The organism is Flavobacterium sp. Leaf82 (genome assembly GCF_001422725.1).
Lineage (GTDB): Bacteria > Bacteroidota > Bacteroidia > Flavobacteriales > Flavobacteriaceae > Flavobacterium.
In genome coordinates, this window is the sequence record NZ_LMMA01000001.1 from 243,031 (window position 1) to 261,601 (window position 18,571).

The following is an 18,571-nucleotide window of genomic DNA, read 5'->3' on the forward strand; positions in this document are numbered from 1 at the left end:
TTTTGAAAGATTTTATTTATTTATTATCATAAAATGATTTTTATTGTGATTTTCTAATTTAGATTTAAAAAAATCACTTAACAGTAAGAAAAAAACTATTTATTGTATTGGCTAAGAAGATTTAAGAATGTAGATTTTTTAAATTGCTTCTCTTTCAGAAAGCTAATAATTAAAATGTAAGGAATTAAGAGCTGAGATACTGGCAGTATTATTTATGAATAATAAGATTTTAAAATGCCAATTTTAGTTAATCGAATAATTGGGATAACGACATAAAAAAAAGCCTTTTTGATTTTTCAAAAAGGCTTTGTATATATTAGAAGAAATAAGAAATTAATCTTTACTTGATAATTTAGATAGTAATCTTAAAAATTCGATGTACAACCATACTAATGTAATCATTAATCCCATTGCGCCATACCATTCCATAAATTTTGGCATTCTTTCCTGAACTCCTTTTTCGATTTGATCGAAATCTAAAAACAGGTTCAAGGCAGCAATGATAATTACAAAAACACTAATTCCAATACTCATCATTCCATTTCCGTAATGAACAGGAGTAAAATTAAAAATCAAAGAAGCTATCCATGATATCAAATAATAAGTAGCAATTGCTAAAGTTGCAGCTATAACTACTGATTTAAATTGTTCAGTAACTTTTACGATTTTAAATTTATATAATCCTAAACATACTAAGAAAGTTACTAATGTTGCGCTTACAGCATTAATTACAATTCCAGGATACTTAGCTTCAAAAATTGCAGAAATTCCTCCAATAAATAATCCTTCAAATAAAGCATAGCCCGGAGCTAAATACGGAGAAAGATGAGGCTTAAATGCTGAAATTAAAACTAAAATAAATCCTACTATTGCACCGCCAATTGCAGGTAATAGTGCGTTCATTCCGTTAAATGCCATCCACCACGTTACCATTGCAGATCCGCATAATATTAAAAATAAAATAGCTGTTTTATTGATAGTACCTGACAAAGTCATTTCCTGATTGTAATCAATAATTTGAGCTTGGTGTACTTCTTCAGCTTTTGAAACAGCATTTGATGAAAAACGCTTGTTGCTTAAAAAGGGATTTTTTGAGTTGAAGTTCATGTTTTTAATACATTTAATTGACCTCAAATATATGGAGTTTTTTTGAAGGGCGTATTGTTTAAGCTAAATTTTTAACATGAATTTCTCTTCTGAAACGAGTTGTATAAAATAAAAAATCCATTCGCGATCACAAATGGATTTTTATATATTTTGATTAAAATCTTAGTTTAATAAATCTAACACTAAAGATGGAAACAAACCTAAAGCAATATTCAGAGCAATTGAAATTACTGCAACTGCATAAATAAGAAAAGGTTTTCCGGTACGTTCCTGATTTGGTTCTTTAGAATACATTGCAAGAATTAATTTGAAATAATATCCAACACTAATAATCGAGTTTATAACAGCAACAATTACCAGAACAATATATCCGGCCTGAATAGTTTGATTGAATAAAAATAATTTTGCAAAAAATCCCGAGAAAATCGGAATACCAGCCATAGATAACAAAGAACCAGTAAGTATTGCAGCTAATAATGGATTTGTTTTTCCTAAACCATGAAAATTTGTAATATCTTCATTATCCTGATTTTTGCATACATATAAGATAACACTAAAAGCAGCGATTCCTGCTAGTGCATAAGCAGCAGTATAATAAAGTAAAACACCAGCCGATGTTGCAACGGTTAATAAAGTCATTAACATAAAACCTGCATGCGAAATTCCTGAGAATGCCAACATACGTTTTACATTTACCTGACGTAATGCCATTATATTACCAACAGTCATAGAAGCAATTGAAATAATGACTACAATAGTTTCAAAAGTTCCTAAAAGATCCTGATTATCCAGAGAAGGAACAAGGTTTAAAGCCGATACCAATTTATAAAGTGTTGCAATTGCAATTACTTTTGCTAAAGTACTCATTAATGCAGTAGTTAGCGCTGGAGATCCTTCGTAAACATCTGGAGCCCAAAAATGAAAAGGAACTGCAGCAACTTTAAATAACATACCAATTATCATTAAAATCATACCGATAGGAAACCAGATTGGTAATTCGGCAGATAAAGAACTTTCGTGAATTTCTGCAACATCAAAACTTCCCATTGCTCCGTAAATCAAACAAATTCCGAATAAGATAATTCCTGATGCAAAAGATCCCATCAAAAAGTATTTCATTCCCGCTTCATTGCTTTTTAAGTTTAATCTTTCGCTTGCTGCCAATACATAAAGAGCAATTGAAAGAATTTCGATTCCTAAGAAAAACATCGCTAAATTTCCAAAAGAAACCATAGCAACACCTCCAGCTAACAAAAAGATTTTTATAGCTACAAAATCAGAGATTTTCGTTGGATGGTTTTCGTAAAAATTATGACTTAATGCTACTAAGAAAATAGTTAGAATAATAAATAGTGATGAAAACGTAGTTGAGAACTTGCTCACCGTAATCATATTATTATAGTAACTTGCTGTTGATCCAAATTCGTAATAGTTAAGTGCCAAAACACCCAATAGACCAATAATGGTAATTGGAACAATGGCCTTTCTTAAATTAAGAATTTCAAACAATAGGCAAAAAATACCCAATCCTGTTATAGCTATTAATGTATTCATTTTTGTTTTTTTGATTTAGGAAATCTAAAACTAATGACGCCCTAATTTATTTTTATTTAAAATATTAATTTTTATTGATAACGCTTAGAATTGTTTCTAAACTTGGTGTAATCAAATCTGTAATTGGTTTAGGATAAAATCCAAAGAAAATTAAAACTGCAATAATAGCTATAAATGAAATTCCTTCATTAATAGTAACATCTGCAAAAGTTTTAGAATTAGTTTCTCCTAACATTACATTTTGAAACATTTTAAGCATATAATAAGCTCCTAAAATAATAGTTGTTCCGCCTAAAACAGCAAACCAAATATTTATTTGAGATAGACTGTACAAAACAGTAAACTCACCTACAAAGTTAAAAGTACTTGGCAAAGCTACAGAAGCCAATACCAAAATTAAGAACATAGAAGTAAATTTTGGAGATTGAGTACGAATTCCGCCCATCTCATTAATTTCTCTGGTCTCGTATCTTCTAGAAATAACTTCAGCAGCAAAGAATAATCCAACCACAACAAAACCGTGAGCAATCATTTGCAATACAGCTCCACGCAAACCATCAATAGTTAAAGAGTAACTTCCTGCTGCAATTAATCCAACGTGTGCTAATGAAGAGTAAGCCAGTAATTTTTTTAAATCTCTTTGTCTCAAAGCTACAATTGATCCGTAGATAACTCCGGCAATTCCTAAAGCAATGAAGATATTCATATACTCTTTTGCAGCCAATGGTGCAATTGGCAATTGCCAACGAATAACGCTATACAATCCCATTTTTAGCATAATACCTGATAAAAGCATTGTTCCAACAGTTGGTGCTTTTTGGTATACATTTGCTTGCCATGTATGAAAAGGAATAATTGGAATTTTAATCGCATAAGCAAAGAAGAAAGCTAAGAATATCCATAGTTGTTCACTTGCTGATAAATTTAATTTGTATAAATCTTCGATTAAGAAACTACCAGCTTTTGAATACAGGTAAATAAAAGCTACTAACATGAATAACGAACCTGCAAGTGTATAGATAAAGAATTTAACCACTGCTTTTCTACGTTCTTCAGCATCACCATTACCCCAAATAAGAGCAATAAAGTAAATAGGAACAAGTGCTAATTCCCAGAAAATATAATATAAAAGACCATCTGCAGCCAGGAAAGTTCCTGTCATAGCAAAAGCCATAAATAAAATTAAAGCATAAAAACCTTTAGCATTTTTATATTTATTTCCAAAAGAAGAGAATATAATAATTGGCGTTAAAGCTACAGTTAATAAAACCATCGCCATACCTAAACCATCAGCATTTAAAGCAAATGAAATTTTAGGCTGATTAATCCAGGTATTTATTAAACTGATGTTTTCACCTGCGTAAAAATGATTTAGTAATACAATTGAACAACCTAAAGCCGCCAAACTAAAAAGCAAAGCTACTTTAGATGCTAGTTTATCACCAGCAAAATAAGTGGCAAATGCACCAATTAGAAGAATAATTAATATAAGAGAAACGTTCATAGTTGTAAAATTATTTAGCTAAAAATATATAGGAAACAATAGCGCAAAGCCCCAGAACAAAAGCAAAAAGATATAATCCGATACTTCCGTTTTGTAATTTTTTACCTTGAAAGGCTAATTCATTTGTTACTTTTCCTAATCCAAAAACAAGAGCAGATAAACCAGTCTCAATATAGTCTCTGAAAAATCTTGATAATCCGTTAATAGAGCGAACAAATACAGCGTCGTAAGCTTCGTCTACATAATATTTGTTGTATAAAACTTTGGTTAAACCTGTAATATTTTCATCTGCTTCCGGAACATTGTCTTGTTTGAAGTATTTAATGTAAGCAATTAAAATACCTACTAATCCGCCTAAAACAGCAACTCCCATTAAGGTATATTCTGTTGTGCCTAAGTGATGTTCTTCACCTGCTACTTTCGTGAAAAGTGGAGCTAAATACTCATTTAACCAGCTGTTTCCAGGTAAACTAATAAGTCCGCCGAAAGTAGCCAAAACTGCTAAAATCATTAAAGGAAAAGTAATTAATCCGTCGCTTTCATGTAAATGATGTTTTTGTTCATCAGTTCCTCTAAAATCTTTAAAGAAAGTTAAGAACATCAATCTAAACATATAAAAAGCAGTCATGATTGAAGCAATAGATCCAATTACATAAAGAGGTATACTATGGTGGAAAGCAGTTAATAAAATTTCATCTTTAGAGAAGAAACCAGAGAAAAACGGAACACCTGAAATAGCTAATGATGAAATTAACATTGTCCAGAAAGTAATTGGCATTGCTTTACGCAAGCCACCCATTTTACGCATATCCTGTTCACCGTGTAAACCGTGAATTACAGAACCTGAACCTAAGAATAAACATGCTTTGAAGAAAGCGTGAGTTATAACGTGAAAAACAGCAACTTCGTAAGCACCCAATCCCAAGGCTAAAAACATTAAACCTAATTGAGAAACGGTAGAGTAGGCCAATACTTTTTTAATATCAGTCTGAACCAATCCAATTGTTGCAGCTACTAATGAAGTGATTGCTCCAATAACGGCAATAACAGTTTGAACATCCGGAGCCTGATCGAATACAAAGTTTAATCTTGTAATCATGAAAATACCAGCTGTAACCATTGTTGCAGCGTGAATTAATGCAGAAACCGGAGTTGGTCCAGCCATCGCATCAGGTAACCATGTGTACAAAGGAATTTGTGCAGATTTACCACAAGCTCCAATAAATAAACATAAAGCAGCTAATGCTAATAAAGGTTTATCTAAGTTTGTTGCTCCTGCAATTGCAGTTTTTAAAGTTGCATAATCTAATGTTGAGAACATTGAACCAATAATGAACATCCCGATTAAAAGACCTAAATCTCCAATTCTGTTCATGATGAAAGCTTTTTTCGCTGCATCATTGTAATCCTGGTTTTTATGCCAGAATCCAATTAGTAAGTACGAGCAAAGTCCAACACCTTCCCAGCCAATAAATAAAACTAATAAGTTGCTTCCTATTACAAGCGTAATCATGAAGAATACAAACAGATTTAAATAAGCAAAAAACTTGTGCATATTTTCATCATCATGCATATAACTTATAGAGTATATATGAATCAATGATCCAATACCGGTTACGAATAATAACCAAAGTAATGATAACTGATCTAATAAAAATCCAAGATTGATATGTAAGTTACTAATCTGAATCCAGTCAAATAAAGTAACCTGAACGGCTTGTTTTGTTTGGGTTAATTGATTGAAAAAGAAAAGCGTCACAGCAAATGAAATTACTACAGCAACAGTGCCGATGATTCCTGAAACTGTTTTTCCTAAACTCTTGCCAAAGAAAACATTGATTAAAAATCCTAAAAAAGGAGATAAAACTAAAAGTAAAGCTAAATTGGTATCCATTTTTATTTATCCTTTTAAATTTTTTAAATTATCGATACTAATCGAGCCTAAATTTCTAAAGATCGAAACTAAAATAGCCAATCCAACTGCAACTTCTGCTGCAGCAACTGCCATCGAAAAGAATACAAAGACTTGTCCTTGCGCATCTTGATGATAAGTTGAAAAAGCAACAAATAAAAGGTTAACAGCATTCAACATGATTTCGATAGACATGAAAACGATAATAGCATTTCGTCTGTACAATACACCAAAAATACCAATACAGAAAAGTACAACACTTAAAAAGATGTAGTTTTCAATACCTATTTGATTTAATATATTACCCATTATTTATTTAATTTTTCTTTTTTAGACAATAATACAGTTCCAATCATCGCTACTAAAAGCAAGATCGAAGCAAATTCAAACGGAACCATATATTCGTTCAATAATATTTTACCAAGTACTTTAATCGATTGAAAATCTTCTCCGGTTGAATCATATTCCCCAACAATTGGTTTAGAGTTAATGAAAATGGCAATCAATACAATGCAGATTAAACAAAAAGAAACGATTGCTCCTAAACGTGTAATTCTTGGTCTGTGTACCTGATGGCGTTCGTTCAGGTTCATTAACATAATCGTAAACAGGAATAAAATCATAATTGCTCCAGAGTAGACTATAATATGTACGATAGCCAGGAATTGAGCATTTAATAATAAATAATGACCGGCGATAGAGAAAAAACAAATCACTAAATAAATAGCACTATGAATTGGGTTTCTGCTAAAAATAGTCAGGAAAGCAGTAATCACTGTAATAAATGCTAAGAAACAAAATATAATTTGTACAGTTGTTGCGTGTGCAAAATCAGGAATATGTATCATTTAGTTAGCATTATTAAGTTGAGCATTTTTGATCGCCACATCAAGAGGCATCACTAATCTGTCTTTTCCAAAAATGAAATCTTCTCTTTCATAGCTAGAAGGAACCAATACTTTTGAAGTTGTCAAATAAATGGCATCTTTTGGGCATGCTTCTTCACATAAACCACAAAAAATACAACGCAACATATTGATTTCGTAGATAGAAGCGTATTTTTCTTCTCTGTACAAATGTTTTTCATCAGCTGTACGCTCAGCAGCTTTCATTGTAATGGCTTCAGCAGGGCATGATAAAGCACATAATCCACACGCTGTACAGTTTTCACGACCTTGTTCATCACGTTTCAATTGATGTTGACCACGATAAACCGGACTCATTTCACGTACTTGCTCAGGATAGTGAATCGTCACTTTTTTTCTGAATAAGTGTTTAAATGTGATAAGCAATCCTTTCACAATCGCCACAAGATACAATCGCTCTAAAAAAGTCATCTCCTTATTAGAGACCATCTTTTTTCTACCCGATAATGATATAGTTTCTATTGACATTTTTACTATTATATTTATGATTTAAAATTTGAAGTTAAATCAAATCAAAATCTATTTTATTATTATTTGAAGCTTTTCCCGCTATCCGCTATATCTTTAATTTTTCTAAAGAAAAAAAATTAAAGGATATAGCTTCTATCAGGGCTAGCCTTTATATGACGTTTCTTAAAATCCTAAAGCAGCTGCAATATCGTGTCTTAATATAACAACACCCGTAATCATAATATTAATAATCGAAAGCGGGATCAAAATTCTCCATCCTAAGTTCATTAATTGATCATATCTAAATCTTGGAATTGTCCAACGTACCCACATATAGAAAAATATGAAGAAACATATTTTTGCAAACAAGACTGCAATTCCTATTACATTACCAATATTTACACCAACGTTTTCAACCATCCATTCCATTCCTGGATAGTTATATCCGCCAAAGAACAATACAGAAATAATAGTTGCAGAAGTAAACATACTAGCATATTCCGCAAATAAATAGAATCCCATTTTCATGGATGAATATTCGGTATGGTAACCTCCAATTAATTCGCTTTCACATTCAGCCAAATCAAATGGAGTTCTGTTTGTTTCTGCAAATGAACAAATTAAGAAAATCAAAAAGGATAGAGGCTGATAGAAAACATTCCAGTTCATTCCTTGTTGTTGTAATGAAATTTCTTTTAAACTCATTGTACCGGTCATCATCAATAATGCAATCATTGATAATCCCATAGCAACCTCATAAGAAACCATTTGCGAAGCTGCTCGAACAGCTCCCATTAATGAGAATTTGTTGTTAGAAGCCCATCCACCAATCATGATACCGTAAACTCCTACTGAAAGAACTCCAAAAATGTACAATAATGCAATATTGATATCAGTTGCCTGAAGTATAACATCTCTTCCAAAAACATGCAATCTGTCTCCCCAAGGAATTACAGCACTTGTCATCAAAGCAGTACTCATAGCAATAGCCGGACCTACAACAAATAAAAACCTGTTAGGTGTATTTGGAAAAAATTCTTCTTTAGAAAACAATTTCATACCATCTGCAAGAGGTTGTAATAATCCTCCCCATCCGGCACGGTTTGGTCCTACACGATCCTGAAGAAAAGCCGCAACTTTACGTTCAGCCCAAGTAGAATACATTGCCATAATCATTGTTACGGCAAAAACCACAACAATTACAACACTCTTTTCTATAATAAACGCACCATCTACCATCATTAAGAATTTTTGTTGTTAGTGTTTAATGGAATTTCAGCCATACTAATTTTTTTACGGTCGATATCTCTACCCATAAGGATTGTTTTTTCGGTATCGATTTCTACTTTCTCTAATTTTTGAGTGTAGTTGTTTTGATTGATAACAGAATCTTTTTCAAATTCTCTTGGTCCTTCAATAACCCAGTCGTTCACATTTTTGTGATCAAAACGACAACTATTACAAATGAATTCCTCCACTTCATGATACTCATCTTTACGACCTGTAACACGTTGAATTTCTCCTCCAAACATCCAAACTGTTGTTTTTCCACAACATCCCGGAGTTGTACATTCTCTGTGCGCATTATAAGGTTTGTTGAACCAAACTCTTGATTTAAAACGGAAAGTTTTATCTGTCAATGCTCCAACCGGACAAACGTCAATCATATTTCCGGAGAACTCATTGTCAATGGCTTTTGATATACCAGTTGAAATATTAGCGTGATCACCACGATCTAATACTCCGTGAACTCTATTGTCTGTCAATTGATCTGCAACTTGTACACATCTTTGACATAAGATACAACGGTTCATATGTAGTTGAATATTTGGACCAATATTTTCTGGCTCAAATGTTCTTTTTTCTTCAATAAAACGTGATTTTGGATTTCCGTGCTCAAAACTTAAGTTTTGAAGATCACATTCACCAGCCTGATCACAAACAGGACAATCTAATGGGTGGTTGATTAATAAAAATTCTGTTACAGATTTACGAGCTTCCGTTACTCTGTCAGAAGATTTACTGTTTACTTCCATTCCATCCATACATCCTGTTACACAAGATGCCATCAATTTTGGCATTGGTCTTGGGTCAGCTTCGCTTCCTTTAGAAACTTCAACTAAACAACAACGGCATTTACCTCCGCTACCTTTTAATTTTGAGTAATAGCACATGGCTGGCGGTACTAAATCTCCACCAATCATACGTGCAGCCTGCAGGATTGTTGTTCCTGGCTCTACGTCTATACTTTGACCGTCTATGGTTACTTTCATCTCTTTGTTTTGTTTTTTTAGTTTCCCGTTTAAAGTTTCAGGTTGTTGAACATGAAACTAAAAAAACTTGAAACTTGAAACTATTTTTAACTTATAACTATACGATTACTTTACCGCCTACTAAATGTTTTACTTGCGAAAAAGGTTCAGTAACAAAGTGATCTCTGTTTTTTATTTTTTCAGGAAAACGAACGTGGTATTCAAACTCATCTCTAAAGTGACGAATTGCTGCGGCTACTGGCCATGATGCAGCGTCACCAAGCGGACAAATTGTATTACCCTCTATTTTGCTTTGAATACTCCATAACAATTCTATATCCTCTTCACGGCCCTGACCGTTTTCAATTCTCCACAATATTTTTTCTAACCATCCGGTTCCTTCGCGACAAGGTGTACATTGTCCGCAAGATTCGTGGTGATAAAAACGAGCAAAGTTCCATGTATTTCTTACCACACAAGCAGTATCGTTATAAACGATAAAACCTCCTGAACCTAACATAGATCCGGTAGCAAAACCACCATCACTTAAAGATTCATAAGTCATTAAACGATCTTCGCCATTTGCTGTTTTAAAAATCAATTCAGCTGGTAAAATTGGCACTGAAGATCCTCCTGGAACAAATGCTTTTAAAGGTCTGCTGGAAGACATTCCTCCTAAGTATTCATCAGAATTCATGAATTCATCAACACTTAATCCTAATTCAATTTCATATACACCAGGGTTTTTAATATGTCCTGAAGCAGAAATTAATTTAGTTCCTGTTGAACGGCCTACACCAATTTTAGCATAGTCATCACCAGAATTGTTGATAATCCACGGCACTGTTGCAATAGTTTCCACATTGTTTACCACTGTAGGGTTTGCCCAAAGTCCTGAAACAGCAGGGAAAGGCGGTTTGATACGAGGATTTCCTCTTTTACCTTCCAAAGATTCTATAAGTGCAGTTTCTTCTCCACAGATATAAGCTCCGGCTCCACAGTGTACATGTAATTCTAAATCGTAACCTGTACCTAATATGTTTTTTCCTAACCAACCTGCAGCTTTTGCTTCGGCGATTGCTCTTTCTAATATTTTGAAAACCCACATATATTCTCCACGAATGTAGATATACGACAGGTTAGCGCCTAAGGCAAAACTAGAAGTAATCATTCCTTCGATCAATAAGTGAGGAATAAATTCCATCAAATAGCGATCTTTGAATGTTCCTGGTTCTGACTCATCGGCATTGCAAACTAAATGTCTTGGTTTTCCTGATTTTTTATCAATAAAACTCCATTTCATTCCTGCAGGGAAACCTGCACCACCACGACCACGAAGTCCTGATTTTTTCACTTCTTCAACAACTTCGTCTGGTGTAAGTGTTTTTAAAGCTTTTTCTACAGATGCATAACCGCCATTTTGGCGATAAACTTCGTAGGTTTTAATACCAGGAACATTGATTTTGTCTAATAATATTTTCTGTGACATATTATTTATCGTGTAATATTATTTTATCATCTCTGCAATCAGCTATTAACTGATCGATTTTTTCTTCTGTCAATTTCTCTTTGTAGAAATCTCCTAACTGCATCATCGGAGCGTATCCGCATGCACCTAAGCATTCTACTCCGGCAATGGTAAACATTCCGTCAGGAGTTGTTTCGCCCATTTTAATGCCTAATTTTTCAGAAGTGTAATCCATTAAATTTTCAGCACCATTTAAACAACAACAAGAAGTCTGACAAAATTCGAACATGTATTTTCCAATTGGTTTTTGGTTGTACATGGTATAAAAAGTAACCACTTCGTAAACCTCAATTGGTTTTATATGCAAAATTTCAGCAACTTTATCCTGTAACTCAATACTCAGCCAGTTGTCATGCGCATCCTGCACTTCGTGCAAAACAGGCAGCAAAGCCGATTTTCTTTTGTCCTCAGGATAGTGACTAATCAATTCATTGATGCGGGACATCAATGCTTCAGTCATATTTATTTCTTGTTTGTAATGTTTACGTTCCATTTTTATTTTGGATTTTAGTCCCGAATCTTCGGGATTAGATTTTAGATTTTTCAATCTGCAATCTATAATCTACATTCTGCAATCTTTTTATTTTAGATTTTAGATTCAATCTATAATCTACATTCTGAAATCTACAATCTATTTAGGCGTCTAATTCTCCGGCAATGACATTTAAACTTGATAGAATAACAATTGCATCTGATAATAAAGCGCCTTTTATCATTTCAGGGTATGCCTGGTAATAAATAAAACAAGGCCTTCTAAAATGTAATCTGTATGGAGTTCTGCTTCCGTCTGTAACCAGATAAAATCCTAGCTCTCCATTTCCTCCTTCAACAGGATGGTAAATTTCTGCAACTGGTACAGGAACTTCTCCCATTACAATTTTAAAGTGATAAATTAGGGATTCCATTGAAGTATAAACATCTTCTTTAGGAGGCAGGTAGTAATCCGGAACTTCTGCATGATATTCATTTCCGGCTGGCATTTTATCTAATGCCTGACGAATAATGCTTAAACTTTCCCAAACTTCAGCATTACGAACACAGAAACGATCGTAAGTATCACCTGATTTTCCAACAGGAACAATAAAATCGAAATCTTCATAAGAAGAATAAGGTTGTGCAACACGAATGTCATAATCAACTCCGGCTGCACGTAAGTTTGGACCTGTAAATCCGTAAGCCATTGCTTGCTCTGCTGAGATCGCACCTACGTTTACAGTTCTGTCAAGGAAGATTCTGTTTCTTTCAAATAAGTTTACAAATTCTTGCCAGGCGACAGGAAAATCTTTTAAAAAGACATCTAATTTGCGGAAAGCTTCTGGTGACCAGTCTCTTTCGAAACCACCAATTCTTCCCATATTTGTTGTTAAACGAGCGCCACAAATTTCTTCGTAAATCTCGTATACTTTTTCTCTAAATTGAAATACATATAAGAAACCGGTATATGCACCTGTATCTACACCAAGAATCGAGTTACAGATTAAGTGATCTGTAATACGTGCCAATTCCATTACAATAACTCTTAAATATTGTGCTCGTTTAGGAACTTCAATATTTAGTAATTTCTCTAAAGTCATCCACCATCCCATATTATTAATAGGAGAGGAGCAATAGTTCATACGGTCTGTAAGGGGCGTAATTTGATAAAAAGGGCGATTCTCGGCAATTTTTTCGAAAGCTCTGTGAATGTAACCAATAGTAGGTTCAGCTTCAAGAATTCTTTCTCCATCCATCAAAAGGATATTTTGAAAAATACCGTGAGTAGCTGGGTGTGTTGGACCTAAATTCAATACTGAAAGCTCGCTTCCGTCTTCGTTTAGTTTATCCTGTACTATTTTAGCATAACGATGCTCTGGTGGTAATAATAGTTCTGACATTTTATAATGTTGAATTATTTATTTTTTAGCAATTTGTTGTTGTTCTTCCAAAGAATCTGTCATCTTTATCAGTTCTTCCGCTGTCTTCCATTGGGAATTCTTTACGCATTGGAAACGATATCATTTCATCCATATTCAAAATACGTTTCAATTGTGGATGTCCAATAAAGTTGATGCCAAAAAAATCATATGTTTCTCTTTCCATCCAATTGGAACTCTGAAAAATATTTGAAATGGTTTTTATCTCTGGTTTTTCACCGTTAAGAAAAACTTTGATTTTAATACGTTTGTTTTCGTACCAATTGTGCATGTGGTATACTATAGCAAACTGACGATCTGTTTCGTTGTCCGGATAGTGTACGCCGCATAAATCAGTTAAAAAGTGAAAACGCAGATCAGAATCATTTTTCAAAAAAAGAATCAGGGCTGTGATTTTGTCAGCAGTAGTTTCCAGTGAAAAAATATCTCTTTCTTGTTGAAAGTTAAAAACATTTGCATCAAATGTTTCTGTAAGTTTATCTTGAATCAGGGTATTTTCTAAAGCCATCTTATGAAATGTTATATGAAGCTAGTAATTCTTGGTATTCCGGCGAGCTTCTGCGTCTAACAGATTCACTTCGTACCAATTCCTGAAGTTTCATTACTCCATCTACTATTTGTTCTGGTCTTGGCGGGCATCCCGGAACGTAAACATCTACGGGAATTACTTTATCAATTCCTTGTAAAACTGAATATGTATCGAAGATACCACCTGATGAAGCACAAGCTCCAACAGCGATTACCCATCTTGGCTCTGACATTTGTTCGTAAACTTGTCTTAAAATCGGGGCCATTTTTTTAGAAATAGTTCCCATTACCATTAACATGTCTGCCTGACGAGGAGAAAAACTCACACGCTCAGAACCAAATCGTGCTAAATCGTAATGTGAAGCCATTGTAGCCATAAACTCAATTCCGCAACAAGAAGTTGCAAACGGTAAAGGCCAAAGAGAATTCGCGCGTGCCATACCTACAACATCATTTAGTTTTGTGGCGAAAAAACCTTCACCAACAACACCTTCAGGAGGGGCAACCATATTTACTTTTGAATCGCTCATTTTTATTTTAGATTTTAGATTTCTGATTTTAGATTTAGGTAATCGTAAAATCGAAATCAATATTTAAAAAATCAATATTATATTTTGAGAAATTTATTTTTCAAATCTAAAATTCTAAATCAGGTCAATCTAAAATCTAAATCTGAAATCTAAAATTTCTTTATTCCCAGTCTAATGCTTTTTTCTTAATGATATAGAAAAAGCCAACCAAAAGGAGTGACATGAATACGATCATCTTTAACATTCCTTCTATTCCAAGTTCCTTGAAGTTTACTGCCCATGGATAAAGGAAAATTACCTCTACATCGAACAATACAAATAAAATGGCAACCAGAAAATATTTTACTGAAAAAGGAATACGGGCATTACCAACTGATTCGATACCGCACTCAAAGTTTTTGTCTTTTACTTCAGAGGTTCTTTTTGGCCCTAATTTTCCCGAAATAATGATTGTTCCTACCACAAAACCAACAGCCAGAATAAACTGCATTAAAATAGGAAGATAACTGTATTGATCTGATTGCATAAACTTAGGTTTTTTACTTAAAGAATAAGCCACAAAGATAACTTTCAACTCTGTAAATCACAAGCTAAAAAAGGATTTAAGTGTGTTACAAAAGGGTGATTATTTGTAATTTTTATTCATTATAAATAATAGCTGCCTATTTTAAGATTTTTTTAAGATTTGGGCAAAAAAAAACGTTTCGAAATAAATCGAAACGTTTTTAAAACCATTCAGAGGCAAAAAAAATAAATTGCTATATTTTTCTTAGATTACTGCTACTTTAGCAGCAACTTTCCCTTTTCTTCCTTCTTCTTCTTCATAGCTTACACGGTCACCTTCGCGTAATTCTTCCGCGTTAATTCCTGAAGCGTGAACGAAGATATCTTTTCCTGTTTCTTCGTCTGTAATGAATCCATAACCTTTAGATTCATTGAAAAATTTTACTGTACCTGTACGCATTGTAATTGTAATAATAATTTATAATGAAGCAAATGTAATATATAAATTCATACAAAAGACAATAAGGTGTTAATTTTTTGTAAAAATTATTGATTCACAGTGTTTTCGCTATTTATATTGCATCAATTTTGATATGGAACTACTTTATTTGAGAATCATCAATTGTAAGAATGAAAAGCTAAAAAAGTAGCTTATGTTTTACAAATTTTCATTAGCTTATGCCAAAGTGGTAAGACCAATCTTTGTTTCTGTGGGATAATACTTGTGTTTGCTGGGCTGGTATCTTTTAAGGTGTATTATGACGATATTAAAAAAAGGTAAAAAATAAAAAAACTGCAGCTAAATTTTAGCTGCAGTTCTATAATTGTAAAAATCAAGCAAATTAAATTGCATCAATTTTAATGTGTAATTCTTTTAATTGAGCATCATCAATTTTTGCAGGAGCATCGATCATTACATCTCGTCCTGAATTATTTTTTGGGAATGCAATAAAATCCCTAATCGTTTCCTGACCTCCTAAAATAGCAACTAATCGATCAAGACCAAATGCTAATCCGCCGTGAGGAGGTGCTCCAAATTGAAAAGCGTCCATTAAGAAACCAAATTGAGCTTTTGCTTCTTCTTCAGTAAATCCTAAATATTTAAACATTAATTGTTGAGTCGCCTTATCGTGAATACGAATAGATCCTCCGCCAATTTCATTTCCGTTTAAAACCATGTCATAAGCATTTGCGCGTACTTTTCCTGGTTCTGTTTCTAACAAAGCCATGTCTTCTGGTTTTGGCGATGTAAATGGGTGGTGCATGGCGTGGTAACGACCGCTTTCTTCATCAAGTTCTAATAATGGGAAGTCTACAACCCATAACGGAGCAAATACTTCCGGATTACGCAATCCTAAACGAGTTGCTAATTCCATACGAAGTGCCGAAAGTTGTGCGCGGGTTTTATTAGCAGGACCAGAAAGTACAAATATCATATCTCCTGGTTTTGCACCAGTAATTTTTGCCCATTGTGCTAAATCTTCCTGATCGTAGAATTTATCTACAGATGATTTAAAAGTTCCGTCATCATTACATTTTGAATACACCATTCCTGATGCTCCAACTTGCGGACGTTTTACCCAGTCAATTAATCCGTCAATTTCTTTACGGGTATAATTTCCTGCTCCGGGAACGGCAATTCCTACCACTAATTCAGCAGCATTAAATACGGGGAAATCTTTGTGTTGTGCAAATTCGTTTAACTCACCAAATTCCATCCCAAAACGAATGTCCGGTTTGTCATTTCCGTATGTTTTCATAGCATAATCGTAGGTAATTCTAGGGAATTTATCTACTTCGATGCCTTTAATTTCTTTAAGTAAATGTCTTGTAAGTCCTTCAAAAACATTCAAAATGTCTTCTTGCTCCACAAATGCCATTTCGCAATCGATTTGTGTAAACTCAGGCTGACGGTCTGCACGTAAATCTTCGTCACGGAAACATTTTACAATCTGGAAATATTTATCCATTCCACCAACCATCAATAATTGTTTGAAAGTCTGTGGAGATTGTGGTAATGCATAAAACTGTCCTTCGTTCATACGACTTGGTACAACGAAATCTCTCGCACCTTCCGGAGTCGATTTGATTAAGTAAGGTGTTTCAACTTCGCAAAAATCTAAATCAGATAGATATTTACGAACTTCCATTGCTACTTTATGACGGAATAACAAACTGTTTTTTACAGGATTTCTACGAATATCTAAATAACGATATTTCATTCTGATATCTTCTCCTCCATCAGTTTCATCTTCAATTGTAAAAGGAGGCGTAAGTGCTGCATTTAAAATGGTCAATTCTGTCACAAATACTTCAATATCTCCTGTTGGTATATTTGGATTTTTAGATTCTCTTTCTATTACCGTTCCTTTAACTTGAATTACAAATTCACGTCCCAGAGTTTTGGACTTTTCAAAAATGAACATGTCTGTTTTATCATTGAAAATAAGTTGTGTAATTCCGTAACGGTCGCGTAAGTCAACCCAATTCATAAATCCTTTATCGCGTGATTTTTGAACCCAACCCGCTAGTGTAACTTCCGTATTAATATTTGAGGCATTTAACTCGCCACAATTATGACTTCTATACATGATCAAAATTTTAGACTGCAAAAGTAAACACAAAATTCAAGATAATATAGTAAAGTGATAAAGTTGATGTATAGAATTTTAAATATTTTGTTAATTCTGAAATTTGGAAGGTGTTATTTTTTTAGATTTGAATCACTAAAAACAAACTTTAATTTATATGAACAAATTTTTTGTAACTGGTCTGTTGATTTTTAGCGCTTTGAATGTCATCGGTCAAGCCAAAAATCAAATTAAATTTACTGCTAAAATAACCAACAGAAATAGCGATACTTTAGTGATAAGAGGGAGGGATAATTTTAAACAAGTTATTCCTATTGATAAAAAAGAGGTTTTTGCTGCAAATTTTGAAGCTGCAAAAGGTTTTTATGTGTTTTCTGACGGGACAGAATCTTCGAATTTATACTTAAAACCCAATTCTGAGATTAATCTAACGATGAATGCTAAAGAATTTGATGAAACAATTCTATATAAAGGTAAAGGAGTTGACGAAAGTAATTTTATGGCGCAACAAGCTTTAAAAGATGAACAATTTCAAAAAGAAGCTTTTACTAAAGAACCTGCGGAATTTGCATCATTATTAGCTGCTAAGAAAAAGACAGATATAGAGAATGTAGAAAAGGGAAATTTTGATCCGGAATTTAAAACTGCCTTAAAAAGTAGTTTTGAAAGTTTTAATCAATATGCTGCACAGGAATATGACAGGGCTTCGAAAGCAAATAAATTAAATGGTAAGCCTTCTCCTGATTTTGATTATGTAAATCATAAGGGTGGAAAAACCAAGCTTTCTGATTTAAAAGGGAAATATGTGTATATCGATCTTTGGGCAACGTGGTGTGCACCTTGTAGAGCTGAAATTCCGTATTTACAAAAAATCGAGGAAAAATATCACGGGAAAAATATTGAATTTGTGAGTATCTCAATTGATAAAGTAAAGGACAATGAAAAGTGGAAAAAATTTGTAACGGATAAAAATTTAGGCGGAATACAATTGTTTGCAGATAAAGATTGGGAATCTGAGTTTGTAACGGGTTATGGAGTTACCGGAATTCCGAGATTTATAATTGTTGATCCAAAAGGAAATGTTTTAAGTGCAGATGCTTCAAGACCTTCATCTCCAGAGCTTCAAACGCAATTAGATGCATTATTGAAATAATTTATTTACGAAATTGATAACGTTGTAGTAAAATTATATTTTTATAAAAACCCAGTAAAACCAGTGCCTGAGCACTGGTTTTTTTGTATGTGGTGAATTTCCAATGTTAAGTTTTTATT

At 33.4% G+C, this 18,571-nt stretch carries 18 protein-coding genes; 1 reads left to right on the forward strand and 17 read right to left on the reverse strand.

Annotated elements, in window-relative coordinates; translation table 11 throughout:
• Positions 1–333: 333 nt before the first annotated feature.
• The 17 genes from ASF10_RS01010 to aspS form a co-directional block, all read right to left on the reverse strand.
• Positions 334–1,107, reverse strand: coding sequence for a Bax inhibitor-1/YccA family protein (locus ASF10_RS01010; protein ID WP_056244172.1), 774 nt, complete (start codon positions 1,105–1,107; stop codon positions 334–336).
• A gap of 162 nt (positions 1,108–1,269) precedes the next feature.
• Complete coding sequence (locus ASF10_RS01015) at positions 1,270–2,661, reverse strand: NADH-quinone oxidoreductase subunit N (RefSeq protein ID WP_056244177.1); 1,392 nt, start codon at positions 2,659–2,661, stop codon at positions 1,270–1,272.
• A gap of 64 nt (positions 2,662–2,725) precedes the next feature.
• On the reverse strand, positions 2,726–4,165 hold the full coding sequence (locus ASF10_RS01020) for a NuoM family protein (protein WP_056244180.1): 1,440 nt from the start codon (positions 4,163–4,165) through the stop codon (positions 2,726–2,728).
• 10 nt (positions 4,166–4,175) lie between these two features.
• The gene (nuoL, locus tag ASF10_RS01025; protein WP_056244183.1) at positions 4,176–6,059 is read right to left on the reverse strand and encodes an NADH-quinone oxidoreductase subunit L; all 1,884 of its coding nucleotides are present in this window, start codon (positions 6,057–6,059) and stop codon (positions 4,176–4,178) included.
• A gap of 6 nt (positions 6,060–6,065) precedes the next feature.
• The gene (gene nuoK, locus ASF10_RS01030; RefSeq protein WP_017494599.1) at positions 6,066–6,386 is read right to left on the reverse strand and encodes an NADH-quinone oxidoreductase subunit NuoK; all 321 of its coding nucleotides are present in this window, start codon (positions 6,384–6,386) and stop codon (positions 6,066–6,068) included.
• Entirely contained in the window at positions 6,386–6,925 is a 540-nt protein-coding gene (locus ASF10_RS01035) for an NADH-quinone oxidoreductase subunit J (RefSeq protein ID WP_056244187.1), read from the reverse strand. Before ASF10_RS01035 ends, nuoK begins: the two co-directional genes overlap by 1 nt.
• Positions 6,926–7,471: a NuoI/complex I 23 kDa subunit family protein gene (locus ASF10_RS01040; protein ID WP_056244190.1), complete on the reverse strand. Its 546-nt coding sequence runs from the start codon at positions 7,469–7,471 to the stop codon at positions 6,926–6,928.
• Positions 7,472–7,636: 165 nt separating this feature from the next.
• Entirely contained in the window at positions 7,637–8,695 is a 1,059-nt protein-coding gene (gene nuoH / locus ASF10_RS01045; protein WP_198529560.1) for an NADH-quinone oxidoreductase subunit NuoH, read from the reverse strand.
• Complete coding sequence (locus tag ASF10_RS01050) at positions 8,695–9,726, reverse strand: 2Fe-2S iron-sulfur cluster-binding protein (RefSeq protein WP_056244194.1); 1,032 nt, start codon at positions 9,724–9,726, stop codon at positions 8,695–8,697. The genes nuoH and ASF10_RS01050 overlap by 1 nt, the downstream gene beginning before the upstream one ends.
• Before the next feature lie 97 nt (positions 9,727–9,823).
• A complete protein-coding gene (gene nuoF, locus ASF10_RS01055; RefSeq protein WP_056244198.1) occupies positions 9,824–11,194 on the reverse strand; it encodes an NADH-quinone oxidoreductase subunit NuoF in 1,371 nt (456 codons plus the stop codon).
• A 1-nt stretch (position 11,195) separates the two neighbouring features.
• On the reverse strand, positions 11,196–11,726 hold the full coding sequence (locus tag ASF10_RS01060) for a complex I 24 kDa subunit family protein (RefSeq protein WP_055097774.1): 531 nt from the start codon (positions 11,724–11,726) through the stop codon (positions 11,196–11,198).
• 142 nt (positions 11,727–11,868) lie between these two features.
• On the reverse strand, positions 11,869–13,107 hold the full coding sequence (locus tag ASF10_RS01065; RefSeq protein ID WP_056244203.1) for an NADH-quinone oxidoreductase subunit D: 1,239 nt from the start codon (positions 13,105–13,107) through the stop codon (positions 11,869–11,871).
• Between the two features lie 25 nt (positions 13,108–13,132).
• Positions 13,133–13,654, reverse strand: coding sequence for an NADH-quinone oxidoreductase subunit C (locus tag ASF10_RS01070; RefSeq protein ID WP_056244206.1), 522 nt, complete (start codon positions 13,652–13,654; stop codon positions 13,133–13,135).
• Between the two features lies 1 nt (position 13,655).
• Positions 13,656–14,204, reverse strand: coding sequence for an NADH-quinone oxidoreductase subunit B (locus tag ASF10_RS01075; RefSeq protein WP_056244209.1), 549 nt, complete (start codon positions 14,202–14,204; stop codon positions 13,656–13,658).
• A gap of 160 nt (positions 14,205–14,364) precedes the next feature.
• Positions 14,365–14,730 carry an NADH-quinone oxidoreductase subunit A gene (locus ASF10_RS01080; RefSeq protein ID WP_055097501.1) on the reverse strand — a complete coding sequence of 122 codons (366 nt, stop codon included), beginning with the start codon at positions 14,728–14,730 and terminating at the stop codon, positions 14,365–14,367.
• Between the two features lie 243 nt (positions 14,731–14,973).
• Positions 14,974–15,168, reverse strand: coding sequence for a cold-shock protein (locus ASF10_RS01085; RefSeq protein WP_007137066.1), 195 nt, complete (start codon positions 15,166–15,168; stop codon positions 14,974–14,976).
• A 382-nt stretch (positions 15,169–15,550) separates the two neighbouring features.
• Positions 15,551–17,299, reverse strand: coding sequence for an aspartate--tRNA ligase (aspS, locus tag ASF10_RS01090; RefSeq protein ID WP_056244212.1), 1,749 nt, complete (start codon positions 17,297–17,299; stop codon positions 15,551–15,553).
• Between the two features lie 157 nt (positions 17,300–17,456).
• Here aspS and ASF10_RS01095 point away from each other — a divergent pair, with 157 nt between their 5' ends.
• Positions 17,457–18,452, forward strand: a complete 996-nt coding sequence (locus tag ASF10_RS01095) for a TlpA family protein disulfide reductase (protein ID WP_056244215.1) — start codon at positions 17,457–17,459, stop codon at positions 18,450–18,452.
• Positions 18,453–18,571: the final 119 nt, after the last annotated feature.

Bases quoted from the DNA above. Each gene is read 5' to 3' on its own strand.
- ASF10_RS01075 (WP_056244209.1), bottom strand. From the start codon at position 14,204: ATGAGCGATTCAAAAGTAAATATGGTTGCCCCTCCTGAAGGTGTTGTT.
- ASF10_RS01080 (WP_055097501.1), bottom strand. From the start codon at position 14,730: ATGCAATCAGATCAATACAGTTATCTTCCTATTTTAATGCAGTTTATT.
- nuoL (WP_056244183.1), bottom strand. From the start codon at position 6,059: ATGGATACCAATTTAGCTTTACTTTTAGTTTTATCTCCTTTTTTAGGA.
- ASF10_RS01065 (WP_056244203.1), bottom strand. From the start codon at position 13,107: ATGTCAGAACTATTATTACCACCAGAGCATCGTTATGCTAAAATAGTA.
- ASF10_RS01040 (WP_056244190.1), bottom strand. From the start codon at position 7,471: ATGTCAATAGAAACTATATCATTATCGGGTAGAAAAAAGATGGTCTCT.
- nuoF (WP_056244198.1), bottom strand. From the start codon at position 11,194: ATGTCACAGAAAATATTATTAGACAAAATCAATGTTCCTGGTATTAAA.
- aspS (WP_056244212.1), bottom strand. From the start codon at position 17,299: ATGTATAGAAGTCATAATTGTGGCGAGTTAAATGCCTCAAATATTAAT.
- ASF10_RS01020 (WP_056244180.1), bottom strand. From the start codon at position 4,165: ATGAACGTTTCTCTTATATTAATTATTCTTCTAATTGGTGCATTTGCC.
- ASF10_RS01010 (WP_056244172.1), bottom strand. From the start codon at position 1,107: ATGAACTTCAACTCAAAAAATCCCTTTTTAAGCAACAAGCGTTTTTCA.
- ASF10_RS01095 (WP_056244215.1), top strand. From the start codon at position 17,457: ATGAACAAATTTTTTGTAACTGGTCTGTTGATTTTTAGCGCTTTGAAT.
- ASF10_RS01085 (WP_007137066.1), bottom strand. From the start codon at position 15,168: ATGCGTACAGGTACAGTAAAATTTTTCAATGAATCTAAAGGTTATGGA.
- ASF10_RS01050 (WP_056244194.1), bottom strand. From the start codon at position 9,726: ATGAAAGTAACCATAGACGGTCAAAGTATAGACGTAGAGCCAGGAACA.
- ASF10_RS01015 (WP_056244177.1), bottom strand. From the start codon at position 2,661: ATGAATACATTAATAGCTATAACAGGATTGGGTATTTTTTGCCTATTG.
- nuoH (WP_198529560.1), bottom strand. From the start codon at position 8,695: ATGATGGTAGATGGTGCGTTTATTATAGAAAAGAGTGTTGTAATTGTT.
- ASF10_RS01070 (WP_056244206.1), bottom strand. From the start codon at position 13,654: ATGGCTTTAGAAAATACCCTGATTCAAGATAAACTTACAGAAACATTT.
- nuoK (WP_017494599.1), bottom strand. From the start codon at position 6,386: ATGGGTAATATATTAAATCAAATAGGTATTGAAAACTACATCTTTTTA.
- ASF10_RS01060 (WP_055097774.1), bottom strand. From the start codon at position 11,726: ATGGAACGTAAACATTACAAACAAGAAATAAATATGACTGAAGCATTG.
- ASF10_RS01035 (WP_056244187.1), bottom strand. From the start codon at position 6,925: ATGATACATATTCCTGATTTTGCACACGCAACAACTGTACAAATTATA.